23 protein-coding genes are annotated in these 22,244 nt (G+C 69.0%); 17 read left to right on the top strand and 6 right to left on the bottom strand.

Translation table 11 applies throughout. The features are described from left to right. Positions 1-58 precede the first annotated feature (58 nt). The 3 genes from CYQ11_RS16195 to CYQ11_RS16185 form a co-directional block, all read right to left on the bottom strand. The gene (locus tag CYQ11_RS16195; protein ID WP_099199834.1) at positions 59-1,303 is read right to left on the bottom strand and encodes a tyrosine-type recombinase/integrase; all 1,245 of its coding nucleotides are present in this window, start codon (positions 1,301-1,303) and stop codon (positions 59-61) included. Between the two features lie 11 nt (positions 1,304-1,314). Beyond that, positions 1,315-1,614: a helix-turn-helix domain-containing protein gene (locus CYQ11_RS16190; RefSeq protein ID WP_099199835.1), complete on the bottom strand. Its 300-nt coding sequence runs from the start codon at positions 1,612-1,614 to the stop codon at positions 1,315-1,317. A gap of 135 nt (positions 1,615-1,749) precedes the next feature. Beyond that, positions 1,750-2,295 carry a helix-turn-helix transcriptional regulator gene (locus tag CYQ11_RS16185; RefSeq protein ID WP_099199836.1) on the bottom strand — a complete coding sequence of 182 codons (546 nt, stop codon included), beginning with the start codon at positions 2,293-2,295 and terminating at the stop codon, positions 1,750-1,752. Between the two features lie 277 nt (positions 2,296-2,572). Here CYQ11_RS16185 and CYQ11_RS16180 point away from each other — a divergent pair, with 277 nt between their 5' ends. Both CYQ11_RS16180 and CYQ11_RS29555 read left to right on the top strand, forming a co-directional pair. Beyond that, positions 2,573-4,108 (top strand): DnaB-like helicase N-terminal domain-containing protein, encoded by a 1,536-nt coding sequence (locus CYQ11_RS16180; protein ID WP_420894511.1) that lies wholly within the window; start codon positions 2,573-2,575, stop codon positions 4,106-4,108. A gap of 258 nt (positions 4,109-4,366) precedes the next feature. Continuing rightward, positions 4,367-5,140 (top strand): DUF2637 domain-containing protein, encoded by a 774-nt coding sequence (locus CYQ11_RS29555; protein ID WP_240003447.1) that lies wholly within the window; start codon positions 4,367-4,369, stop codon positions 5,138-5,140. 741 nt (positions 5,141-5,881) lie between these two features. On the opposite strand, the gene CYQ11_RS16170 is transcribed toward CYQ11_RS29555, so the two are convergent. Then, positions 5,882-6,085: a DUF397 domain-containing protein gene (locus CYQ11_RS16170; RefSeq protein WP_099199838.1), complete on the bottom strand. Its 204-nt coding sequence runs from the start codon at positions 6,083-6,085 to the stop codon at positions 5,882-5,884. Continuing rightward, the gene (locus tag CYQ11_RS16165) at positions 6,063-6,893 is read right to left on the bottom strand and encodes a helix-turn-helix domain-containing protein (protein WP_099199839.1); all 831 of its coding nucleotides are present in this window, start codon (positions 6,891-6,893) and stop codon (positions 6,063-6,065) included. The genes CYQ11_RS16170 and CYQ11_RS16165 overlap by 23 nt, the downstream gene beginning before the upstream one ends. A 262-nt stretch (positions 6,894-7,155) precedes the next feature. On the opposite strand from CYQ11_RS16165, the gene CYQ11_RS16160 reads away from it, so the two are divergent. From CYQ11_RS16160 to CYQ11_RS16115, 11 genes are all read left to right on the top strand, one after another. Beyond that, positions 7,156-7,365: a hypothetical protein gene (locus CYQ11_RS16160; protein ID WP_099199840.1), complete on the top strand. Its 210-nt coding sequence runs from the start codon at positions 7,156-7,158 to the stop codon at positions 7,363-7,365. After that, complete coding sequence (locus tag CYQ11_RS16155) at positions 7,362-7,727, top strand: DUF6415 family natural product biosynthesis protein (protein ID WP_099199841.1); 366 nt, start codon at positions 7,362-7,364, stop codon at positions 7,725-7,727. The genes CYQ11_RS16160 and CYQ11_RS16155 overlap by 4 nt, the downstream gene beginning before the upstream one ends. Before the next feature lie 53 nt (positions 7,728-7,780). After that, the gene (locus CYQ11_RS29550) at positions 7,781-7,939 is read left to right on the top strand and encodes a hypothetical protein (RefSeq protein WP_181143674.1); all 159 of its coding nucleotides are present in this window, start codon (positions 7,781-7,783) and stop codon (positions 7,937-7,939) included. A 49-nt stretch (positions 7,940-7,988) separates the two neighbouring features. Further along, on the top strand, positions 7,989-9,182 hold the full coding sequence (locus tag CYQ11_RS16145; RefSeq protein WP_099199843.1) for a radical SAM/SPASM domain-containing protein: 1,194 nt from the start codon (positions 7,989-7,991) through the stop codon (positions 9,180-9,182). Between the two features lie 10 nt (positions 9,183-9,192). After that, positions 9,193-10,164 carry a hypothetical protein gene (locus CYQ11_RS16140; RefSeq protein WP_099199844.1) on the top strand — a complete coding sequence of 324 codons (972 nt, stop codon included), beginning with the start codon at positions 9,193-9,195 and terminating at the stop codon, positions 10,162-10,164. Positions 10,165-10,194: 30 nt separating this feature from the next. Next, a complete protein-coding gene (locus CYQ11_RS16135) occupies positions 10,195-10,965 on the top strand; it encodes a creatininase family protein (RefSeq protein WP_099199845.1) in 771 nt (256 codons plus the stop codon). Positions 10,966-11,040: 75 nt separating this feature from the next. Further along, positions 11,041-12,255 carry an arylsulfotransferase family protein gene (locus CYQ11_RS29050; protein ID WP_107489254.1) on the top strand — a complete coding sequence of 405 codons (1,215 nt, stop codon included), beginning with the start codon at positions 11,041-11,043 and terminating at the stop codon, positions 12,253-12,255. Then, positions 12,252-13,217 carry a glycosyltransferase family 2 protein gene (locus CYQ11_RS16130; protein WP_181143673.1) on the top strand — a complete coding sequence of 322 codons (966 nt, stop codon included), beginning with the start codon at positions 12,252-12,254 and terminating at the stop codon, positions 13,215-13,217. Before CYQ11_RS29050 ends, CYQ11_RS16130 begins: the two co-directional genes overlap by 4 nt. Beyond that, complete coding sequence (locus CYQ11_RS16125) at positions 13,204-13,911, top strand: class I SAM-dependent methyltransferase (RefSeq protein ID WP_099199846.1); 708 nt, start codon at positions 13,204-13,206, stop codon at positions 13,909-13,911. Before CYQ11_RS16130 ends, CYQ11_RS16125 begins: the two co-directional genes overlap by 14 nt. A gap of 29 nt (positions 13,912-13,940) precedes the next feature. Then, the gene (locus CYQ11_RS16120) at positions 13,941-14,516 is read left to right on the top strand and encodes a P-loop nucleotide/nucleoside kinase family protein (RefSeq protein WP_099199847.1); all 576 of its coding nucleotides are present in this window, start codon (positions 13,941-13,943) and stop codon (positions 14,514-14,516) included. A gap of 222 nt (positions 14,517-14,738) precedes the next feature. Further along, a complete protein-coding gene (locus CYQ11_RS16115) occupies positions 14,739-15,176 on the top strand; it encodes a hypothetical protein (protein ID WP_099199848.1) in 438 nt (145 codons plus the stop codon). Positions 15,177-15,308: 132 nt separating this feature from the next. On the opposite strand, the gene CYQ11_RS16110 is transcribed toward CYQ11_RS16115, so the two are convergent. Then, positions 15,309-16,685, bottom strand: a complete 1,377-nt coding sequence (locus CYQ11_RS16110) for a hypothetical protein (RefSeq protein WP_146104692.1) — start codon at positions 16,683-16,685, stop codon at positions 15,309-15,311. Positions 16,686-17,464: 779 nt separating this feature from the next. Between CYQ11_RS16110 and CYQ11_RS16105 the strand changes: the two genes are divergently transcribed. From CYQ11_RS16105 to CYQ11_RS16090, 4 genes are all read left to right on the top strand, one after another. Continuing rightward, positions 17,465-17,980, top strand: coding sequence for a hypothetical protein (locus CYQ11_RS16105; RefSeq protein WP_099199850.1), 516 nt, complete (start codon positions 17,465-17,467; stop codon positions 17,978-17,980). A 99-nt stretch (positions 17,981-18,079) separates the two neighbouring features. Beyond that, a complete protein-coding gene (locus tag CYQ11_RS16100) occupies positions 18,080-19,042 on the top strand; it encodes a DUF8832 domain-containing protein (RefSeq protein WP_099199851.1) in 963 nt (320 codons plus the stop codon). Between the two features lie 416 nt (positions 19,043-19,458). Continuing rightward, on the top strand, positions 19,459-19,752 hold the full coding sequence (locus tag CYQ11_RS16095) for a heavy-metal-associated domain-containing protein (RefSeq protein WP_099199852.1): 294 nt from the start codon (positions 19,459-19,461) through the stop codon (positions 19,750-19,752). A gap of 93 nt (positions 19,753-19,845) precedes the next feature. After that, on the top strand, positions 19,846-22,125 hold the full coding sequence (locus CYQ11_RS16090) for a heavy metal translocating P-type ATPase (protein ID WP_099199853.1): 2,280 nt from the start codon (positions 19,846-19,848) through the stop codon (positions 22,123-22,125). Positions 22,126-22,244 lie beyond the last annotated feature (119 nt).

Genomic DNA, 22,244 nt, shown 5'->3' with positions numbered 1-22,244 from the left:
CGCTCACCTGGCCCGTGCTCCAGTGTGGTTCGGCCGCGGTGAGCGGCATTCCGGCGTGCTACCACTCGTTGGAGTCGCCATACCTCTTGTCCGAGCCCCACAGCAGGCCACCGACCTTGGCGGCGGTGTCCTGCAGGACGCGGCCCGTCAGGTGCTGGTAGCGGCGGCGCATGCGTGCCGACTTGCCGGGCTCCCAGCCCATGATGGCGTCGACGATCGCGTCGGGGACGCCGAGGATCAGCAAGACCGTGGCGGCCGTGTGGCGGGCGTCGTGGAGGCGGCCTTCGCGGACTCCGGCCGCCTTCAGCAGGTCCTTCCACTTGTGGTAGTCGGTGTTGGGGTTCAGCGGCTCACCCGTCGGTGAGGTGAAGACGTACCCCTTCTCCACCCACAGGTCGCGTGCCAGGCGGCGTTCCCGGTCCTGTTCCTCCTTGTGCCGTCGGAGGAGCTTCATCAGCTCCTCCGGCACGCCGATGGGCCGCTTGCCCGCGCGGGACTTAGTGTTCTTGGTCTCGCGCCGGATGTTGATCTTCTGCGGGCAGTACCCGGGGTTGCGTCCGCAGCGGTTGCCGCAGCCGTGCTTGTACCGGGGGCGGAGCCGACCGCGGCTGACGCGGATCACCCCGGCCTCCCAGTCGACGTCGGTCCACTGGAGGCCGAGCACCTCGCCCTGGCGGAGGCCGAGGGCCAGGGCGATGACCCAGCGGGCGGTGTTGCGGTGGCGTTCGGCCTCCAGCAGGAGCCGCTGGACCTCCTCGACCGAGTAGGGCTCGACCTCTTCCTCTTCGAGGCGGGGCGCCTTGGCGATAGTGGCCGGATTGACGGTGATGTGGCGGCGGCGTACGGCCTCGTTCAGGGCGGCGCGTACGGTCCGGTGAGCCTGGTGGGCCGTGCCGGCGGCGCTGCCGGTGTCCTGCATCTTCTTGTAGAAGCGCTCCAGGTGCTCCGGCTCCAGCTTCTCCAGCCGGTGGGCGCCGAGACCGGGGATGAGGTGGTGGTAGACCGCGACGCGGTAGCCGTCGATGGTGTTCTCGGAGACATGCAGGGCGGCGATGTTCTCCACCCAGTGGGTCAGCCAGGTCTTGACCGTCCAGGACTGACCGGCCTTACGGACGGTGCCGGCATCGCGCTGCCGCTCGAGTTCACGGACCTTCTTGGTCACCTCGGCGCGCGTCTTGCTGGAGACGTGGCGCCGGTCGGGAGTGCCGTCGTCTTTGACGCCGACCGTGACGCGGCCGTGCCAACGGCCGTCCTTAGCCTGGTAGATGGATGAGGCACCATTCGGCTGGCGAGATCTTGTCATGTCGCCGCCCCTCAGGCCGCAGCCGCGAGGTCGCCGGCGGTCAGGCGCCGTGCGAGGAACTCGTTCACCGCCTCTGCGGGTATTCGGCGAAGGCTGCCGATCTTCACGGACGTGATCTCGCCGGAGGTGACGTACTCGTACATCTTGGTGCGGCCGATGCCGATACGCCGGGCGGCTTCGGCGACGGTGAGCCCGACGAGCGTGGGGTCGCCGTGGGAGCCGTTCCGCTCCGCCATGAGCGTGCGGAGGTTCTCCTCCGGGACGCCGAGGAGATGGGCGATCTGGGAAACGGGCAGGGCGTTCTTGGGCAAGGGTGATCCTCGTCCCGGCCGGCCGTGAAGGGGCGGCAACCCCAGGCCATGCCGTATCGATCGTTCAGGGATGGGCGTTGTTGATGTGCTGCCTGCCGTCCGGCGTTCGTAGCGCCGGAGCGTCAGGTGAAGCGGTTATTCGGCGTCGGGCTTGGCAGGAGCGGCGTCGCCGAGCAGGCTCCGGTGCCGGGCGGGTACGGAGTCGTAGCGCGTGAAGTCGTTACCGGCGGCGCCGGAGAGTTCGTAGGTGAGCAGGCCCTTGACCATGTCCGCCTGGTCGGGGTGGGCCTTGATGTAGTCGTCGATGTCGGCCTTGGCGCGGTCCAGGGGCTTGCGGGCGGCCCGCCAGTCCTTCCAGCGCTCGACGTATTCGCCGACGAGCCTGCGCACCTCGGTGTTGGAGACGTGGCCCGGCGGGCTGGCCAGGTCGTCGAGCGGGATGTCGAAGACCTTGCAGAAGCCGAGGGCCTCGTCGAGGTTGACCCTACGGCGAGGCTTGCCGCTCTCGATGCGCCAGATCGCGGACTGGTTCACCGGATGGCCGACCTCGGCCATCCGCTCCGCCAGCTTCTGCGTGCTCCAGCCGCGGATCTCGCGCTCGAGCTTGATGCGTTCGGCCACGTTGTTCTCCGGCAGGGGCCGGTCGGGGCCGGCGCGGGCGGCACCTTCGTCACTGCTCACTGCTCACACCTCCTCGCGGCACACCTGATCCGGACCACCATGGCCCGGGGTGAACAGCTAACTCCATTTCGATTCCAAATGCAACTCATTCCGGAGCGCATCAGATGGGGTAGTGTGGTCGGCGTCCGCCGTTGAACGGCGCCGGACACGCAGAAGCCCCCGGTGCTACGAACACCGGGGGCCGAAAGAAGAAACCTCACAACCGCCCATCCCTGAACGATCAGACCGGCCTGGCCGGGGTTGCCGCCCCATATGGCCTGCCGGGTGAGGAGTTTCCTTGCCAAAGGGTACGGCCCAGCCGCCGGAGATGCCATCCCACCAGGCGGCAGGCCCCGCATCGCCGACCGACATGACCGTCCAGCCGCCGCACGACGCGGAGGCCGAGCGCGCCGTCCTCGGCGCCTGCATGCACGGACCCGACGTGATCGACGAGGTCCGCGCCATGCTGGACGCGGGCGACTTCTACCGCCCGCACCACGAGACCATCTGGCGAGCGCTCCTCGCCCTGCGTGGCGAGGACAAGCCGACCGACCCGATCGCCGTGAGTGACCTCCTCACGCGCCAGGGCGACATCAACCGGGTCGGCGGGATCGTCTACGTCCACCAGCTCTACGGCGCCCCGCCCTCGGCCAGCCACGCTGCCTACTACGCGGACATCGTGCGCAGGGCAGCGGCTCTGCGCCGTCTGCGCGAACACGGCATCCGCACCGTCCAGCGCACGCAGGAGCCGGGTGCCGACCCCGACGAGATCCGCTCCGCCATCGAGACGGACATCGGTGCCGAACGGGAACGGGCACTCGCCTCCGGCTGCGGACGCCTCTCCCGGTACCTGGTTGACGGCTGGCGGTTCGTCACCGAGACCGGCGCCGACAAGGAACCGCTGTGGGGCACTCGGGAGAAGACCGCGTGGGCGTCCGGCGAGAGCCTGATGATCGTCGGGGCTCCGGGCGTCGGCAAGACCACCCTGGCCCACCAGGTCATCCTCGCCCGCATCGGCCTCCAGGAGTCCGTCCTCGACATGCCGGTCGCGCCCAGCAAGCGGGTGCTGTACCTGGCCATGGACCGCCCGCAGCAGATCGCCCGCGCCATGGCACGCCGCATCGGCGTGAAGGACGAGGCGATCCTGCGGGAACGGCTCGCGGTCTGGCAGGGACCGCTGCCCGCCACCCTGGACAAGGAGCCCGACCTCCTCAGCGATCTGGCCGCTGCCCACCAAGCCGACACCATCGTGATCGACAGCCTGAAAGACGCGGTGAGCACTCTCGTCGACGACGCCCTGGCCGTCGCCTTCCAGAACGCCCGCATGCGGGCCCTGCGCAACGGCGTCGAAGTCATGGAGCTCCACCACCAGCGCAAATCCCCGGCCGACGCGTCGCGAGACCAGCGGCCGGCACTCGACCGCGTCTACGGCTCCACCTGGATCACCTCCGGCGCGGGCAGCGTCCTGTTCATCTCCGGGGAAGCGGGTGACCCAGCCGTCACGCTGCACCACCTCAAGACGCCGACCGGCGAGATCGGCCCACTGCAGCTGATCCACGACCACGCACACGGCACCACGACCGTCGACCCCGCCCTCGACCCGGTCACCATCCTGCGGGCCGCCCCCGGCGGCCTCAGCGTGCGCGATCTCGCCATCGCCCAGACCGGCACGACCAACCCCGACCGAGCCGCCGTCGAGAAAGCCCGCCGAACCCTGGACAGCCTGGTCAAGGCAGGGCTGGCCACCAAGACCGAAGGCATCGCAGGCGGCACCGGTGGCGGGCAGCAGACCCGCTACCACGCCTCCGCACGCCACATCGCCGTCGTCAGCTGACCCCGCCGCGCGAGCGGTCGGACCGTTCACGGGACCGTACACGCGCCCCTCACGGGATCACGGCCCGAAAACCGTTCACACCGCTCACGCTCGCGACAAAACCGCAGGTCAGACGATCACGCGACCGCACACGGCGTACACGCGCCGAGCGTTCACGCGCGAGCCCCCCTTTAGAAGGGGGCTCGCGTGTACGCCCCTCCGTGAACGCCTCCACCAACACCCCACGAACGCCCCGAACCGGGACCGGAGCACCACCACGTGACCACGCTCGCCCTCAGCACTCCCGCCTCCCCCAGCCGCCAGGTGACCGGCTGGGACCGCGCCGCCATCACGGCCCTCGGCGGCGCTGGATGCGCCCTCTCGTACGACGCCCTCCAGCAGATGGCCGCCGCCATCCACGTCCGCGGATTCCTGACCTACCTCTTTCCTCTCGTGATCGACGGGTTCATCGCCTACGGTGTTCGCGCCCTGCTCGTCCTGCGGACCGCGTCCTTCGGCGCCCGCCTCTACGTGTGGACGCTCTTCGGCACCGCGACCGCCGCCAGCATCTGGGCCAACGCCCTGCACGCCATACGCCTCAACCAGCAGGCCCCACCGGAGGGCCTGCACCTCGGCGACGCCACCGTCGGTGTCCTCTCCACCCTCGCCCCGCTCGCCCTGGCCGGCGCCGTGCACCTGCACATCCTCGTCGCGCGCTATACCGCAACCGCCCCCGACCCGACCGACGACGGCCCCCAACCGGTTCCGGCGCTTCGCCGCCTGGCCGCCGGCGACGTGGACCTGGACGAACCGGGGAGTGCTGAGGAGACGGCCGGTCCCCGTCGTATCGGCCGACCGCCCACGGCAGACCTCGACGAACTGGTCGACCTCGCCCGGCCGCTCTTCACGGCGGACGAAACACCCACCCGTGACACCGTCCGCCGGACCATCCGGACCGCTGGTCACCGCATCAGCCAAGAGCGGCTCACCCAGGTCATGCAAGCCCTGCGTCGGCCATCGGCAGAACCGGCCGGACCCGTCCCCAGCGGCTGACCGAAAGTCTTCGCAGGTCAACGCCCTACCGGACCGAATGCGGTCCGCCCGGAGGCGGGACCGGTCCCCGCCTCCGGACAGTTTCAGGGGTTCGACTCCCTTAAGTTCGCGCCATCCAGGGGACCGGGTCCCGCGCGGACAATGGAGACCGTCCCCAAAACAAACGTTGATGCGACCCCAATTCCAGCCAGCACCCGGATGGCCCGCTGGACCAGGGACCGCAGACCGTAAACCGCATCAGTTGGCCGCCGCCTCAACCCGAAGCACAACAAATTGGGTCGGAAGCAGAGCTTCCGCCAAGCACGGACGCGGCCGAGCAAGTTATCGGCGAAGACGCTCTTCGCCGGGTCGCCCGAGGGCGAGCAAGTTATCGCAAGAGCATTGCTCCCGCAGCCCGGCCGAGGCCGAGCAAGTTGGAGCTTTGGATACTCCCCCGCCGGGGGAGTATCCAAAGCTGCCTCCGCCCCGGGGGTGGCGGAGGCAGGCCAGCGTAGGGGGGCCAGCCAAGCGGTCCCCCACGGGGCTGCGACGGCACTTGCCGTACCCGTTCATCGGCGAGGGCTTCCACGTCGCGCCAGGCCGCGTTGGTGCCCCCTCCGTCTGGAGCCGGTGGACGCAGACGTGGTGAGGATCGCAGCACTCTGCCCGTGACGGCTCATCGCTGCATACACTGTCGGTTCGCACGAACACAGTGGCCACTCCCCAATTCGTCTGGGGAGTGGCCACTTCTGTGCTCCGCGATCAGACGAAGCGCTTGGCGTGGATCTCCTCAACGAACGAGGTCCAAGCGGTGCCGGTGAAGGTGATGGACGGCCCGTTCTTCCTCTTCGAATCCCGGACCGGGACGACACCAGGCAGGTCGTCAGAGACTTCGACGCACTCGGTTCCGTTACCGCTGTGGCTGGACTTGCGCCAGGTCAGTTCAGTGATGCTCGCAGCGTGCATGGTGCTCCTCACGTGCCTTACGGATCAGATCAGTTGACGCCTGCGGGGACAAGACGTCCAGGTCCAGATGGTCGTAGAAGGACCTGTATACCTCCACTTCCCTCGGCGCCTCCAAGAAAGCGCCGTTGAGGCCGCTCTCCCAGTACACTGCCTCGTTTTTCCCCGGCCGGGACAGCAACAGGAGCGCTCCAATGGAGATCACTCCGCCGGGCATGCCCCTGTCGTAGGGCAGGACGCGGAACGTGACGCGGGGGCGCGTGGCGAGGTCCAGCAGGTGGGTCAGCTGGGCGCACATGACATCGTGGCTGCCCACGACCCGGTAGAGCGCCGACTCGTCCAGGATGCTCCAGAACCACACGGGGTCATCGCGATCGAGGATGATCCTGCGCTCCATCCGCGCCTCGACCTTGTCTTCGATGTCGCCGCCGAACAGTGGTGCAGCGGACGTGATGATCGCGCGTGCGTAGTCCTCGGTCTGAGTCACGCCGGGAACGATGTTCGCGAAGTGCTGGATGCGGGTCGCTTCCGCTTCGGCAATGAGGTAGGCGTGGGACCACACTGGATACGTGGCCTGCGTGTGGAGGTCCTTGCGGACGTGGTGCCACATCGCGGCCAGTTCCCCGTCCCCGCCCACGGCATCGTCGAGGAGCTTGCCGGCTTCGGCGCTGGGGACCTCCTTGCCCAGCTCGATTCCGGCGATCATGGCTTGCGAGAGCGGGATCAGCGCTCCGAGACCGGCCTGCGTCAGCCCCTTGGCCTTGCGGCGGTTACGAAGCATCTTCCCGGCGAGTGACGCGAGGTCTCGCAATGGGTCAAGTTCCCTTGGTGCAGGCATCGTTGCCCTCCCTGAGGTATCAGCGCGTCAACTGATATACGGCCTCAAACGTCGATACCGCAAGCATGGCGACCCCGCTGGAAACGGTCCTACGGTGGATGACCTGGCCGGGTCCTTGAAGACTTCGATGCCGGGGCCCGGCCTGCCCTGCGCGTGGTGGGCCGCCGTGTCCCGAGGCGATGAGTAGCGGCGGCCCACCACGCCGCCAAGAACTCTCACCCCTCGTGGAGCCCCCATGCCCGTGTTCCCTGGCACCGCCATGCCCGGACCCGCCCCCAGGCTGACGTTGCAGCAGCGCCTGCGCGCCTCCGTGAAGCCGCTCGTGGACCCGCCGGAGGACTCCCCGGGGGCGGCGTTCGTGGCGGCGCACGGCGACCCGGCGACCTGGTCCGGCGAGACCTGCGATGCCTACCTCGACCTTGTCCACGCCGAGGGCCTGCGGTGACGGCCCCGGTTCACGAGCATGCCTTCGACGAGGCGACGGTCCAGGCCGTGATCCGTCGGGCGCTGGACCGCTTGCCGCTCGCTGACACCGTGGACAACCTCATCGCCGCCTTGTGCTGGCACACCGAGCGCCTGCTCCCGGCCGTCGAGACGAAGGACTGGTCTGCGCACGGGCAGGGCGAACTCGTCACCGTGATCGTGGACGGGGTGCGCAAGAAGCTCGACGCCCGACCCGCATCCGGTGCCGTCGCCGCCGCCCGTGCCGTCTACGCGCAGGAAGTCGCCCGCGCCTGCCGCGCGCTCCTCGGCCTGGCCCTCGTCGAGCCCGGCGACGAGGAACGGCTGCGAGGGGGCCCGCAGTGAAGGGCCGGCACGCTCGCGACGACTCCCCGATCGACTTGTCGCACCCGGCGCGCATGGTGCTCGCACTCCTCGCGCTCGGGCTGGCCGCGCCCGGGGCGATCCTTGGCCGCCACGTGGCCACCGGGTACCTCGTGGCCGGGAATCAGGCCCACACCCTTGACCCGGCGAAGGCGACGGTCGTTACGGTGCCGGACGCTCGCCCCGAAAGCTGACGTGGAACAAGGCAGTTCAACCGATCCGGTCCTACCGCGAGGAGTGATCATGCTGCCGGACATGCTCCAGACGTCTCCGTACCTGACACACGTCGACCCGGGAGCCGACCCGCCGATCACCTACTGGACCGATACCTTCGGGCCCGCCTTCCCGGAAGGGGATACCCCTGCGGCAGACGCGGCCTTCGGGATCGTGGGCCTTGACCGCAGGCTCGTGTGGGAGAGCGATCGCGAGATGCTGGCGATGCTCCGGGCTTGCGCGGCCGAGCCCCAGGCCGCTGAGCCTTTGGTGACGCAGTACGGCGCCAGCCGGGTCACCGCAGCCGCAGCCCGGAACTGGCTCCAAGCACCCGAGGATCTGTGCCGGGCCTACCGGCTGGTGTCCGGAGAGATCGAGGTCACCGCCCACTGCAACTGGGGGTGTCGCTACTGTCCCGTGGCCACCGACCCGAAGCCGCGGCGGACCATGCCGATGGACCTGTTCGAAGAGATCGTCGCCAAGCTCACCGCCGTCGGCACGATCGACTACGTCACCTTCCAGTTCTTCAACGAGCCGACACTGGACAAGCACTTCAACGACCGCGTGACCGTGCTGGCCGAGCACGGCATGCAGCTCGCCCTGTACAGCAACGCCTCGGCGCTCACCCAGGACAAGATCGACACACTGAAGCGACACGACGTCCTGCGGCACCTGATCGTCAACATGCCCAGCGCCGACCCGGACGAGTTCGCACAGCTGACCGGCTCACGGAGCTACCCGCACACGGTGCGCAACCTTCGCGCGGCAATCGACGCGGGCCTGCGCACCCAGATCGTCGTCAACGGCGTCGCCGAGGACCTGGCCCGCAACCTTGACGGCGTCACCCGCCGCTACCAGCCACTCGGGGTCGAGGTCTTCCCGAGCCTGACCTGCGACCGGGCCGGCGACGTGGGCGGCCCGTACGCCCAGGATGTCCACGTCGAGGGGCGGCTGACGGGGTGCGGCTGGCCCGTCCAGCACGCCAACATCAGCGTGACCGGGGACCTCTTCCTGTGCTGCAACGACTACTACCAGCGCGAAGTCTTCGGCAACATCCGCGACGGCTCCATCGACGAGCTCATGACCAGCGACGCAGCAGTGGGTCTGCGCCGACGCGTGTTCGGAGTGGCCGACGCTCCCGACGACTTCCTGTGCCGACGCTGCCACAACCAGGCTCCGGACTTCCCCAACCGGGACTTCCGACCGATCGCCACCTTCGGGTAGGGGAGGGACCATGCCGGATCACCCCGTGAAGATCTGGTACGTCGCCGGACAGCGCCTGTGCAACCTGAAGTGCCCGTACTGCGTATCCACCGGCGACTGGGCCAAGAGCAACCGGTACGACTGGAAGAGCCCCATCGACCGGGACACCTTCGCCACCGTCGTGGATTGGATCGCCTCACGGCCCCGCCCCGTCGAAGTGCGCCTGGGCAGCCTCGGGGAGCCCTTCGCCTCCACGTTCTTCCTGGAGAAGGCCGCTTGGCTCACCCAACAGTCCGGCGTGCGATACGTGGAACTGCTGTCGAACGGCTCTCTCATCAGGCAGCGGCTGCCCAAGCTGGAGCCCCTAGCGAATCTCGGCAAGCTGTCGCTGTGGCTGACCTGGCACGAGGGACAGCTCCCGCTGGAGAAGTTCCTGGAAGCGGCCGTATTCGCCCAGGAGGAATACGGCTGCTTCGTCGTCGTCAACACGCTGCTCTTCGACAGCCACGACACCAGCGGCATCCAGCGGGTACGCGACGCTGCACGCGCTGCTGGTCTGCGCTTCAACGTAGACCTCGGCTACGACCCCGCAGCCCCCTCGGATTCCTTCGACCACGCGGGTAACCCGTCCCGCACCGTGCCCGCGATGCGTGACGCGGACGTGGTGGCCGCGGTGAACGCCTGCGGCGGCGACACCGCGCTCACCCAGGCCGCCCTGGCCGGCCTGTCCTCGCCCCTGGGCCGACCCTGCCGCGCCGGGCACGACTACCTGTTCATCGACATCCACGGCCAGGTCTACCGGTGCTCCAGGTACGCGGCCCTGGACCGTGCACCGCTCGGCAGCGTCCTGGACCCCGGCTTCGAGCTGCCGCTGCGGCCCGAGCCGTGGGCACCATGCGAAGCGGCCAGCGGCTGCTGCAACAAAGAGGACTTCCTCAACCTGCAACTCGCCGCCCCCTTGCGGACCCGGGACGTACCCAGCCTCGGCTGGACGAACGCCTGACCTTCACCGCCGACACCACGGAGGACTTCGATGCTGCTGGGAGACATGACCTGGCCCGACTTCCACCACCGTGCCCAGGACGGCTACGCCCTCGTGCCGGTCGGCGCCGTAGAGCCGCACGGCCCGCACCTGCCGCTCGCCTCGGACACGATGATCAGCGACTACTTCGCGACGCGGCTCGCCGGCACCCTGGGCAGCTTCGTCACCCCCTCGATCGGCTACGGGATCGCGACCGAGCCCTACCGCCTCGGCGGCACCTTCCCCGGGGTCATCAGCATCAGCGGCACGACCTTCATAAACCTCATCCAGGACGTGCTGTCCTCGCTGGCCGACAACGGCGTCCGCAAGTTCGTCATCGTGAACTCGGCCATCGACAACACCGGCTTCCTGTGTGAAGCCGTCCGCTCGTTCACCGAGCGCGCCCCGGACGCCCGAGTCGTGATCGTCGCCTGGTGGGACGTCGTCGACGAGCAGTTCCGCGACGACCTCGCCGCCGAGACCGGCATCGCCCGACGGGACGATCACCACGCCGCCATGGTCGAGTCCAGCCTGGTCATGCACATCGCCCCCGACTCCACCCGGCCCGATCAGCTCACCGCGGCGCCCAGCACAAGCCGCGCACCGCGCCGGATGCACTACCACGTCTACCCGCTGCCGTCAGAGGCCGCGACCGAGTCCGGCATCGTCTACACCGCCGACAAGGCCAGCGCCGCCCTGGGCGAGCGGGTCGCCGACCAGGTCACCCGGCAGCTCGAAGCCGCCATCCGCCTGGAGTTCAACGACCCGCCCCACAGCACGTAGCCACGCCCGTCTGAAGCACAGCACTCAGGGCATGGCCCGGTCGGCCTCGCCCGTGAGCGGACAAAGGAGAAGCCAGTGGCACCAGCACGCCCCGGCCAGGACGACACCCACTTCCTGCTCTCCCCGTCGGCCTCCTACCCCCAGCCCTTCGCCTGCCTGATCGACCGCCACGGCCAGGTCGCCTACGCCTGGTCCAGCACCCTCGACCAGCCCGCACCCGAGAGCGAACCGCCGGCTTACCTGCGCGGCTGGAACCACGTCGAGCTGGGTGCCGACGGAAGCCTGTACGCCATGGTCCCGCTGCACGCGCTGCTCAAGCTCCGCCCGGACTCCAGCGTCGCCTGGCGGGCCGAACTGCCCGTGCACCACGACCTCGACCTCCACCCCAACGGCGAGATCTACGCCCTCACAGAGGAACCCCGAACCGTGCCCTGGCCAGGCGGCGCCCGCGTCCTGCTGGACAACACCATCACCATCCTGAGCAGCGACGGCGAAGTCCACGCCGCGCACTCGCTCCACGACATCCTCACCACGGACCCGGTCCTGAAGGCCCTGATCGAGAAGGAAGGTGACCAGCGCGCCACAGGCGGACACCTGCCGGACCCGACCACGTACGGATTGGATGGCCGACGCGGACAGGACATCTCCAGGCGGCTACGGGACCTGCCCGGCTCGCCGTGCGACGTTCTGCACGCCAACACCATCGAGATCCTCCGCGCTCATCCCCAAGGGCTGTGGGACGAGGGCGATGTCCTGGTCTCCCTGCGCAACCTCGACCTGATCGCGGTGCTCGACCTGCACGCCCAGGCGGTGCGCTGGTTCTGGGGACCGGGCGAACTCTCCGCTCAACACCAGCCCTCCGCCCGCCCCAACGGCACCGTGCTCGTCTTCGACAACGGCCAGGCTCACGGTCGCTCCCGCGTCCTGGAGATCGACCCGGCCACCGACCGGATCGTGTGGCAGTACATGGCGAACCCGCCCGAGAGCCTGTTCTGCGAGATGGCCGGCGGCTGCGAGGAACTGCCCGGCGGCAGCATCCTGATCAGCGACGCCCAAGGTGGACGCGGCATCGAAGTGACCCGCGACGGCCACATCACGTGGGCCGTACGGATCAGCACCCGCCAAGCTTCGGCTATCACTTCCCGAGCCGAGTTCTACCGGATGACACCGATCCCGTACGCCACTGTCGCTCTCCTGGACGGAGACTGCCCCGCACGGGACATGGTCCGCTCCCGCCTGCGGTGCGAACTGCGGGACAACCTGCCCCTCACCCTCCGGAGCACCCTGTGATCAGCGTCATTATCCCGACCGCTGACCGTCCAGGGCCTCTGCACCGCGCTCTGCGCAGCCTGGCACGCCAGACCTTCCGCGACTTCGACGTCATCGTCGTGCGCGACGGCGGCCCGCCCGTGCGGTCCGTCATCGACGCCTGGAAGCACGACCTGCCCATCACCTTGATCGATATCGATCCCCGGCAGGGCGTCTCGCACGCCCGCAACACGGGCCTGGCCGCAGCCGGCGGGGACTACGTCGCATTCCTCGACGACGATGACATCTACCTCCCGGCCCACCTGGAGATGGCCCACCGCGCCCTGGAAGGCGGCCACGCCGAGACGGTGTACGGCGGGGCGCTCATCAGCCCCCACTGGATCGAGTCCGCACCCCGAGACCCCGAGGCGTTCCTGCGCAAGGACTACCCCTTCGACGACGCCTTCCTGATGGTGGCCAACTACATCCACACCGGCTCGGTCGTAACCCGGAACTTCGCCTCCACCAGCGTCCGGTTCGACGAGGAGATGACGCACTGCGAGGACTGGGACCTGTGGCTGTCGCTGCGCCGGACCGCCGGCTACGAGTTCGCCTTCCTCGACGACATCACATGCGTCTACCACCAGGTTCCGCGACCCAGCGCCGTCTTCTCCGCGTACCTGACCAGCCCCACGCCGTTCACCCGCGCCCGCGCCCATCTGTACGAGAAGTGGCCGGACCCGCATCCGCTCGTCAGGAGCTACCGCGAATGGTTCCGGCGGTTCGACGCACGCCTCGACGCTCGCATAGAGCGCGAACAGCCCGTCCCACCGCACGTCTACGAACTCGCGGTCCGCGGACTCCACCCGGGCTTCGTCGACTCGACTGCGCCCAGCACCGCACTGCTCGACCGGATCCTCCCGGTCGATGACGCGGCGAATGCGCGGCATGAAGAACCGGTTGCCGGCAGCCTCCTGCTAGGAACCGGCCGTGCAGCCGAGTGACCGTACGGCGGCCTACGACGGCTTCGCCGAGACCTTCGCCCAGGAGGCCGCCGTCAGCGCCTACAACGCCTTCTACGACCGGCCCACGGTCCTCGCCCTCCTCGGCGACGTACGCGGCAAGCGCGTCCTGGACGCCGGGTGCGGCCCTGGTCTGTACATGACCGAGCTGATCGCGCGAGGGGCCGAGGTCATCGGCTTCGATCAGAGCGCCGACATGGTCGACCGAGCGCGCTCGCGCGTCGGCTCCAACATCCAGGTGCGTCGGCACGACCTCGAAGACCGGCTCGACTGGCTGCCCAACGGCACGATCGACATCGCCCTCGCCGCGCTGGTCATCCACTATGTCCGGAACCGCTCAACCGCACTGGGCGAACTCTTCCGAGTGCTGCGCCCCCAAGGCCGACTCGTACTGTCTACCAGCCACCCAACGGCCGACTGGCTTGCCGACAGCGGCAGCTACTTCGACGCTCGAGAAGCCGAAGAGACCTGGTCGTGCGGTCTGCGGCACCGCTACTGGCGTCAGCCGCTTCAAAGCTGGATTGAAGAGTTCACCAGCGCCGGGTTCGCCATCGAACGCCTGGTCGAGCACCGCCCGCATCCGACAATGGCCCACGAACACCCCGCCGACTACGCCAGACTCTCCCGAGAGCCAGGATTCATCGCCTTCCGGCTCATGAAACGCACCCCTCCCTGACATGCCGAGTCGAAAAGCGAGAGAGGCGTATGACCACACCGACGCTGACCGTGGTGAGCGGGCCGCCCGGCACGGGAAAGACAACACTCGCCCATGTGCTCGGCCAGGAACTCGGCTGCCCCGCCATCATCCGTGACGAGATCAAGCAAGGGATGGTCCTGTCCACCCCGGGATACCAGGGTGGCGGCGAAGATCCACTCAATTACCCGACCCTCGACGCGTTCTTCGAAGTGACGAGGGTCCTCCTCCACGCGGGGGTTACGATCGTCGTGGAGGCCGCGTTCCAGGACAAGCTATGGCGGCCGCGCCTGGAACCCCTCATGGACCTGGCCCAGCTGCGCGTCATCCGCTGCACCACCTCCGCCGCCGTCGCCCACGATCGGATCGCTCACCGCGTGAAGCACAGCGGCCATCGCGCCGCACACGCTGATCACGACCTTCTCGAAGCGATCGTCTCCGGGGAACACTCACACGAATCGTTCGTGCCGATCTCCCTCGACGTACCCACACTGGTGGTGGACACCTCGGACGGCTACCACCCGGGCATCGCAGACATCGTCTCCTTTGCCCAAGAGCCCGCATCTACGCAGCCCCAGCAGAAGTAGAGCAGACGCCCATCCATCGCCCTCCTCAGGATGAAGCACCGCGACAACCAACAACCGCCCGCGCGTACATCCACGGCATCGACTCCGCCCTGGGTGACGTGCCTCTACCGCCCGGGGCATCACCTGGATCCAGCGGCCCGGACCTGGATATGCCGGAACCGCTTCGGGAGACTATGAGGCCGACCTAAGGTGGGCTCCGTCACCGAACGAGGGAGTGCCAGCATGGACCCAATCACCGCAGCGGCACTCACCGCGCTGGCCGGCGGTCTCGGCGGCGAGGCCGGACGTCAGGCGTGGCAGGGACTCGCCGCGCTGGTGCGGCGCCCGTTCGGGCGAGCCGCTGCACAGGGAACACAGGACGACGGGACACCCCAGGTCAGCTCCGGCGAACTGGAAGTCGCCGCACTGGAGGAGGAGCCTGCCGACCCGATGCGCGCGCAGGCACTGGCCACCGCCCTCGGCGTACGGGCGGCCCTGGATGGAGAGTTCCGTGTACTGCTCGATGAGTGGTGGCAGCGGGCACACGCCAACTCCTCGGGCGGCAACGTGCACAACAACATCAGCGGCGGCACCCAGAATGGCCCAGTGCTCCAAGGCCGGGACTTCTCAAGTCTCACCTTCAACATGACACGCACCATGGCCTCCTCCGACAGGGACTGATCGGTAGAGGGCTCGCCAAAGCTCGCAGCGCCGTGGCGCCGGATCACGCGACCGGGTCAGGGGATCCCGGAACCAGGCGCCAGTAAGCGAACCCCCTACAGCAGTGCGTTCCTGATGGTTACCCGGTGGGAATCATTCAGACTGCGCATTCAGCCAGGTCTCGATAAACATCGACGCCTCCTTTTCCTCTGCCGCGGACTGCCGCAGATCCTCTTCCCATTCCACACTGCGAAACAACCCTCTCTGCCGCCATTCGTTCAACGGCATTTCGAGGTCCTCACCATTGGCCTCGTCGAGAATACGCCTTGCCGCACTATAGACCAGGCGCAATTCGGCACCGGCAACATGGTAGTCATCATGCGCCGGAAGAAGCCGCTTATGCAGGGGCAAATCCCTATCCACCTCGACGCACCCGAGATAACTGGCAGCTGCTTCACTCATTGCCGCATGCAGGTCCGCCGCCTGATCCTCGCTGAGCCCGGAAACGGTGGAGACGGCAAGGTTGCAGGACCCGATCAGAGTAGTAAGTCCAGGCACCGTGAGGGACTTCCAGAGCGCGGGTTCCCGAGCGAGGAAATGAGCAGCGAGATCAGCAGCCGCAACACCTTGACCGTTGAAGAATAGACTCGCGACGGCCACACCCAGATCACGCCGATACTCGGGGACAACCCGCGAGACCTGAGTTAGCACCTCTCGGTCGATCTGCCCGGGTAGCACCTCATCTTCATCAAATAGCAAAGCGATACTCTTGCGGCTCACAGTTCCCCTTTCCCATGATTTATCCCTGTAGAGCTCCGATAGCTCCGACCGCGACAGTTCGTTACGAAAGTCCGCCGACGTCAAACCGGGCGGCGCTGGAACAACAGATTTCTTTGCGTACTCAAACTGAGCCTGCGCCAGGGTTTCCGGCTGCCCGAACACAAGCGCGGAGATGCGAATCTGCCCTCCTCCTTCCGACGCCACAGTTCCGATACCCGAGAAGACCAGCGACTCCCGAGCGGCATCATGAAGCGTTGTAGTCGCCGTAGACGTCGTCAGCCAACGCGGGTCGAAGGTGATGACCACCTTCCTCGCCCCGACACGAAAGACGAGGTGGGGATCCTTGGTCAGGACTCCAGTCGGCTCCTTGAGCGGAACCTCGGGTGGATTGTTGCAGCGCATAGCGCCTTCGAAGGAAACCAGAAGGCCACGATGCACTTTCTCTGCCGTGCGCTCGCAGAGCGTCACCGCCTCCGCGTCCCATGTCTCAAACAAGGGACGAACGATCCGGATGAACTCCCCCGGCGCCATCCCCTGCCCGCCAAACGGCCTCGTGCTGTCGAGTCCGGCTTTCCTGGCCGCAGCTGCCACCGCATTGCTCTGCGCAAGCATCGCCATCCGTGGCAGGTTCACCAAGTCGACACTGGAGAACCGGGCTCGCCAGATCTGTGACGACTTGCGCAGTGCCTCAGCGAGGGCCTCATCGGTAGCCTCGACTGCTGACGGTGGGCCCGTCATTGTGATGTTCACGTCGCCATGGATCGCCCCTGCTTGAATGGCCGGGCCAGCCACCTGCCCCGATAGCTCGTTTCCGACATGCGACGGTTTCGGGAGAGCGCCCTTTCCGCCCCCTACTTGCTCCACTGCCGCCTCCCGCTCATCCTCACGCCACGTGATCAGGCCACCTGACAGGCAGTAAACACCATCTGCCGTACCAGCAAGGGGTGTTCAAGGCACCCCGAAGACTGTCGACCAGGCAGCAAGGCAAGGCATCTCGTAGCGGCTATGGAGGAGCAGATTTCCAGCCTCAAGGGCGAAGGCAGAACGGGCCACTGGGAGCAGCTCGCCAAGCTCACGCCGAAGGGGCGGCCAGCGGTGCTGGTCTCAGTTCTGGTCTCATTCGCCCCCGTCCGGCTCCGTCCGGACAGGGCCGCCCCGGACGCTCCATCGCAGGTCAGGGCACCTACGACCCCCGCCGGACCCCCGTACGAACATTTGGAAAGCGTGTTGGGGGCAACCCCTCACGAGTTCGAATCTCGTATCCTCCGCCAGTGCCTCACCGGGCACAAACCGAAGGCCCCGACCGGGAAACCGGCCGGGGCCTTCGGCGTTCTCCGGCCTCGTCCTCGGGGCGGCCGCGCCTGCGGCGGTGCCGCGGGGCGTCACGGGGCCGGCCTCGGGGTGCCGGCCGGGCGGCATTGATGCGGACCAGCCCTAGCCATACGGGCCGGGGGTATGGTCCGATCTCTCACACACCGCCCCACCCGGCGCGGGTTGACCGGCAAGTCGACAGGGAAGAGGCACCAGCAGTGACGAGCACCAGGCGGTCTCCCGGGCGGGCACTCGCCCGGCTGCTGACCGCGTGCGCCGTCCTGCTCGGGCTCTTCCTCATGCACGGCGCCCCGGCCTCCGCGGCCACGGACTGCCATGCGGCCGTACAGGAGCCGCACGGCGCCGTTCCCGCCGAGCACGAGCCGCACGGCGCCGTTCCCGCCGAGCACGAGCCGCACGGCGCCGTTCCCGCCGAGCACGCTGCCCACGGTGAGCCCGGGGCGGCCGCCGGAACCGCGCCGGTCGCGTCCCCCTCAGCCGTGCACATGGACGCGCAGGCCCGCACCGGCGGGCACGGGACTCAGTGCGTGGCGACAGCGCCGCGCGACCGCCTTCCACTGCCGACGATCTGGCTCCTGGCCTCCGCCGCGGCCTTCGTCCTGGTCGGGTGGGCGCTGGTGCGCCTGCGGGCGGCAGCAGGAGGCACGGGGCGCCGGGGCCCGCCCGGGTGCGGGCGTGACCTTCTGCTGAGAAAGTGCGTAGCGCGGAACTGACAGGCACCTCGCCCGCGCCCGGTGTCCGGGCGGCGTCGGGCCACGTGTCCTGATCAACCGCGCGCCTCGCTACGGCGCGCACACCCCGAAGGCTTTGTGATGTCGTTCACTTCTCGTATCGCTCCCCGCCGTCGAACCCTGGTCGCGGCCGGTACGGCCGTCGTCCTCGCGGTGACGCTGGCGGCCTGCGGATCGTCCAAGGACTCCGACTCGTCCATGCCCGGCATGGACCACGGCGCCCACCCCTCGGCGTCGTCCTCGTCCCCCTCCGCGTCCGCGTCCGGCATGGACCACGGCCACGGTTCGACGTCCGGCATGGACCACGGCGGCATGGACCACGCCGGCATGGGCGACGGCCTGGCCGACACCAAGGACGGCTACAAGCTGACCTCCACCGCCACCGAGCTGCCGGCGGGCAAGGACAGCGCGTACTCGTTCCAGATCACCGGCCCGGACGGCAAGCCCGTCACCGCCTTCGCCGTCGACCAGACCAAGCGGATGCACTTCTACGCCGTCCGCGCGGACCTCACCGGCTTCCAGCACCTGCACCCGTCCATGACCGACGACGGCACCTGGACCGCGGCCCTCACGGCCCTCCAGCCGGGCACATGGCGCACCTACGCCTCGTTCACACCGGACGACGGCCCGGGCAAGGGCAAGGACTTCGTCCTCAGCCGCACGGTCACCGTCCCCGGCGCCGCCGAGAAGACGCCGCTGCCGCAGGCCACCACCAGCACCGAGGTCGACGGCTACACGGTCACGGTCAAGGGCGTGCTGATGGCCGGGATGGCACACCCCGCGACGGTCAGCATCAGCAAGGACGGCGAGCCCGTCACCGATCTGCAGCCCTACCTGGACACCTACGCGCACCTGACCGCGTTCCACGAGGGCGACCAGGCGTTCGCGCACCTGCACCCGGAGACGAAGGTCACGGGTGATCACGGCGGGCCGGACCTGTCGTTCCAGGCCATGCTGCCCAAGCCCGGCAACTGGCGGATGTTCCTGCAGTTCCAGACCGGCGGGAAGCTCCACACCGCGGCGCTGACCCTGAGCGTCAGCTGACGCAACATACGGGGCGGCATCACGGTGCCGCCCCGTACCGGGGTCAGCGCGTGGCCGTCGCGGACGGCGAGCCGGTGCCGGGCATCCTGCGCCTCTGGGAGATCCCAGCAGTCGGCGAGGTGACGATGCCGCCGGCCCTCCCTGATCCGCCCGATCCGCCCGCTCCAGAGCGAGGGCCGCACCGTCGTCATGGCGGGTGAGGTCTCCCCCGCCATGGCCGGGGAGGCCTCCGGCACCGCGGGCGGCGGCGCGCCGCGCCCGTTCCTCCGCACACCTCCGCGGCGTCACCGGTTCACCCCCCTTCACAGATACCCCCCAGGGGTATATCGTTGCGTTCAGCAGGAGGCGCCGGGAACCGACCCGGCCCTCTCGGACGACCTGCGCACCCGCGCACCGACGACGTGAAGGAAGCAGCCATGACCACCCAGACGAACTCCACCTCCTGCTGCACCCCCGCCGGCACCTGCGGCACCGGCGGCCAGGCCGACGTCCAGGGCGGCGTCACCACGGTCTACAAGGTGACCGGCATGACCTGCGGCCACTGCGAAGGCGCGATCTCGCAGGAGGTCTCCGCGATCCCCGGCGTGACGTCCGTGAAGGCCGTGGCCGCCACCGGTCTGGTGACCGTCACCTCCACCGGCGCGCTGGACGACGAGGCCGTCCGCGCCGCCGTCGACGAGGCGGGCTACGAGCTCGCCGGCCGCGCCTGAGCCGAAACCCGCAGCACCGCAGTCCTTTTCGCCGGGCCGCGCCGCTCCACTGATATGGACGCCGCGCGGACCGGCCCTCCCCAGGAGTACGCGATGACCAGCATGGCCCCCGAGAAGCCGGCGACACCTGCCCCGTCCGGCGCCGAAGTCGAGCTCTCCATAGGCGGCATGACATGCGCCTCGTGCGCCGCCCGCATCGAGAAGAAGCTCAACCGGATGGACGGCGTCACCGCGACGGTCAACTTCGCCACCGAAAAAGCCAAGGTCGCCTACGCGCCGGGCGTGGAGGTCGCCGACCTGATCGCCACCGTCGAGAAGACCGGCTACACCGCTCAGGAGCCTCCCAAGCCGACGGCCCCCGCGGCGGCGGAGACGCCCCAGGAACAGGAGGCCGGTCACAGCGGTGGAGCGCTTGACGCCCTGCGGCAGCGGCTGCTGGTCTCGCTGGTGCTCTCGGTGCCGGTCGTGCTGATGGCCATGGTCCCGGCCCTGCAGTTCGACAACTGGCAGTGGCTTTCGCTCACCCTGGCCGCTCCCGTCGTCGTCTGGGGTGCACTGCCCTTCCACACGGCAGCCTGGACCAACGCCCGGCACGGGGCCGCGACCATGGACACCCTCGTGTCGATCGGTACGCTCGCCGCGCTCGGCTGGTCGTTGTGGGCCCTCTTCTTCGGCCACGCGGGGATGCCGGGCATGCGCCACGGCTTCGACTTCGCCGTCTCCCGCGCGGACGGCTCGTCCTCCATCTACCTGGAGGCCGCCGCCGGCGTGACCGCCTTCATCCTCGCCGGGCGCTACCTGGAGGCGAAGTCCAAGCGCAAGGCCGGCGCCGCGCTGCGGGCCCTGCTCGAACTGGGCGCAAAGGACGTGGCCGTGCTGCGCGACGGCCGCGAAGTCCGCGTCCCCGTAGGGGAACTGGCCGTCGGCGACCGGTTCGTCGTACGGCCCGGGGAGAAGATCGCCACCGACGGCACCGTCGTCGAAGGCGGTTCGGCCGTCGACGCCTCCATGCTGACCGGTGAGTCCGTGCCCGTCGACGTGACCGTGGGCGACGCCGTCACCGGCGCCACTGTCAACGTCTCCGGCCGCCTCGTCGTCGAGGCCACCGGTGTCGGCGCCGACACCCAGCTCGCCCGCATGGCGAGGCTCGTGGAGGACGCCCAGAACGGCAAGGCCGCCGTCCAGCGCCTGGCCGACCGGATCTCGGGTGTGTTCGTGCCCGTCGTGCTGCTGATCGCCGTCGGCACGCTGCTGACCTGGCTGCTGGTGACAGGCGACACGGCCGCCGCGTTCACCGCCGCCGTCGCCGTGCTCATCATCGCCTGCCCCTGCGCCCTGGGCCTGGCCACCCCGACCGCCCTCATGGTCGGCACCGGCCGCGGCGCCCAGCTGGGCATCCTCATCAAGGGCCCCGAGGTCCTGGAGTCCACGCGCCGCGTCGACACCGTCGTCCTGGACAAGACCGGCACCGTCACCACCGGCAAGATGGCCCTGCACGAGGTCGTCACCACCCCCGGTGTGACCGAGCAGGAGCTGCTGCGCCTGGCCGGCGCGCTGGAGCACGCCTCCGAGCACCCCCTGGCCCGGGCCATCGCCGACGGCGCCGCCGAGCGCACCGGCACCCTGCCCGTCCCCGAGAGCTTCGAGAACATCGCCGGGCTGGGCGTCCAGGGAGTCGTGGACGGGCACGTGGTGCTGGTCGGCCGCGAGAAGCTGCTCGCCGAGTGGGTCATCGAGCTGCCGGCCGAGCTCGCCGCCGCCAAGGCCGCCGCGGAGGCCGAGGGCCGCACCGCCGTGGCCGTCGCCTGGGACGGCCGGGCCCGCGGCGTCCTCACCGTCGCCGACAAGGTCAAGGACACCAGCGCACAGGCGGTCGCCGAACTCCGCCGCCTCGGACTGACCCCCGTCCTGCTGACCGGCGACAACAAGGCCGTCGCCGAGGCCGTGGCCCGCGAGGTCGGCATCGACGAGGTGATCGCCGAGGTCCTCCCGCAGGACAAGGTCGACGTCGTCAAGCGCCTGCAGTCCGAAGGCCGTACGGTCGCCATGGTCGGCGACGGCGTCAACGACGCGGCCGCCCTGGCCACCGCCGACCTCGGCCTGGCCATGGGCACCGGCACCGACGCCGCCATCGAGGCCGGCGACCTCACCCTCGTCCGCGGTGACCTGATGGTGGCCGCCGACGCGATCAGGCTCTCCCGCCGCACCCTCGCCACCATCAAGGGCAACCTCTTCTGGGCCTTCGGCTACAACATCGCCGCCCTCCCCCTCGCGGCGGCCGGCATGCTCAACCCGATGATCGCCGGCGCGGCCATGGCCTTCTCCTCCGTCTTCGTCGTCACCAACAGCCTCCGGCTCCGCCGCTTCGGCTGACCCAGGCTCCGCACGCCCCGGCGGCCGCGTCCGGCAACCCCGGACGCGGCCGCCGGGCGTTCCAGACGGCAGGGTGGGCGGGCGGGGCCGAAGAGGAGCCGGTGGGCCGCGCCCGCCTC

The organism is Streptomyces cinnamoneus (assembly GCF_002939475.1).
GTDB lineage: Bacteria > Actinomycetota > Actinomycetes > Streptomycetales > Streptomycetaceae > Streptomyces > Streptomyces cinnamoneus_A.
Note: the sequence above shows the minus strand (reverse complement) of the source record. Positions and strands in the feature narration are given on the sequence as shown.

Excerpts from the sequence above, each read along its gene's own strand:
- CYQ11_RS16135 (WP_099199845.1), top strand. The coding sequence starts at position 10,195 with ATGCTGCTGGGAGACATGACCTGGCCCGACTTCCACCACCGTGCCCAG.
- CYQ11_RS16195 (WP_099199834.1), bottom strand. The coding sequence starts at position 1,303 with ATGACAAGATCTCGCCAGCCGAATGGTGCCTCATCCATCTACCAGGCT.
- CYQ11_RS16120 (WP_099199847.1), top strand. The coding sequence starts at position 13,941 with ATGACCACACCGACGCTGACCGTGGTGAGCGGGCCGCCCGGCACGGGA.
- CYQ11_RS16170 (WP_099199838.1), bottom strand. The coding sequence starts at position 6,085 with ATGCACGCTGCGAGCATCACTGAACTGACCTGGCGCAAGTCCAGCCAC.
- CYQ11_RS16095 (WP_099199852.1), top strand. The coding sequence starts at position 19,459 with ATGACCACCCAGACGAACTCCACCTCCTGCTGCACCCCCGCCGGCACC.
- CYQ11_RS29550 (WP_181143674.1), top strand. The coding sequence starts at position 7,781 with ATGGTGCTCGCACTCCTCGCGCTCGGGCTGGCCGCGCCCGGGGCGATC.
- CYQ11_RS16090 (WP_099199853.1), top strand. The coding sequence starts at position 19,846 with ATGACCAGCATGGCCCCCGAGAAGCCGGCGACACCTGCCCCGTCCGGC.
- CYQ11_RS16140 (WP_099199844.1), top strand. The coding sequence starts at position 9,193 with ATGCCGGATCACCCCGTGAAGATCTGGTACGTCGCCGGACAGCGCCTG.
- CYQ11_RS16145 (WP_099199843.1), top strand. The coding sequence starts at position 7,989 with ATGCTGCCGGACATGCTCCAGACGTCTCCGTACCTGACACACGTCGAC.
- CYQ11_RS16100 (WP_099199851.1), top strand. The coding sequence starts at position 18,080 with ATGTCGTTCACTTCTCGTATCGCTCCCCGCCGTCGAACCCTGGTCGCG.
- CYQ11_RS16115 (WP_099199848.1), top strand. The coding sequence starts at position 14,739 with ATGGACCCAATCACCGCAGCGGCACTCACCGCGCTGGCCGGCGGTCTC.
- CYQ11_RS16160 (WP_099199840.1), top strand. The coding sequence starts at position 7,156 with ATGCCCGTGTTCCCTGGCACCGCCATGCCCGGACCCGCCCCCAGGCTG.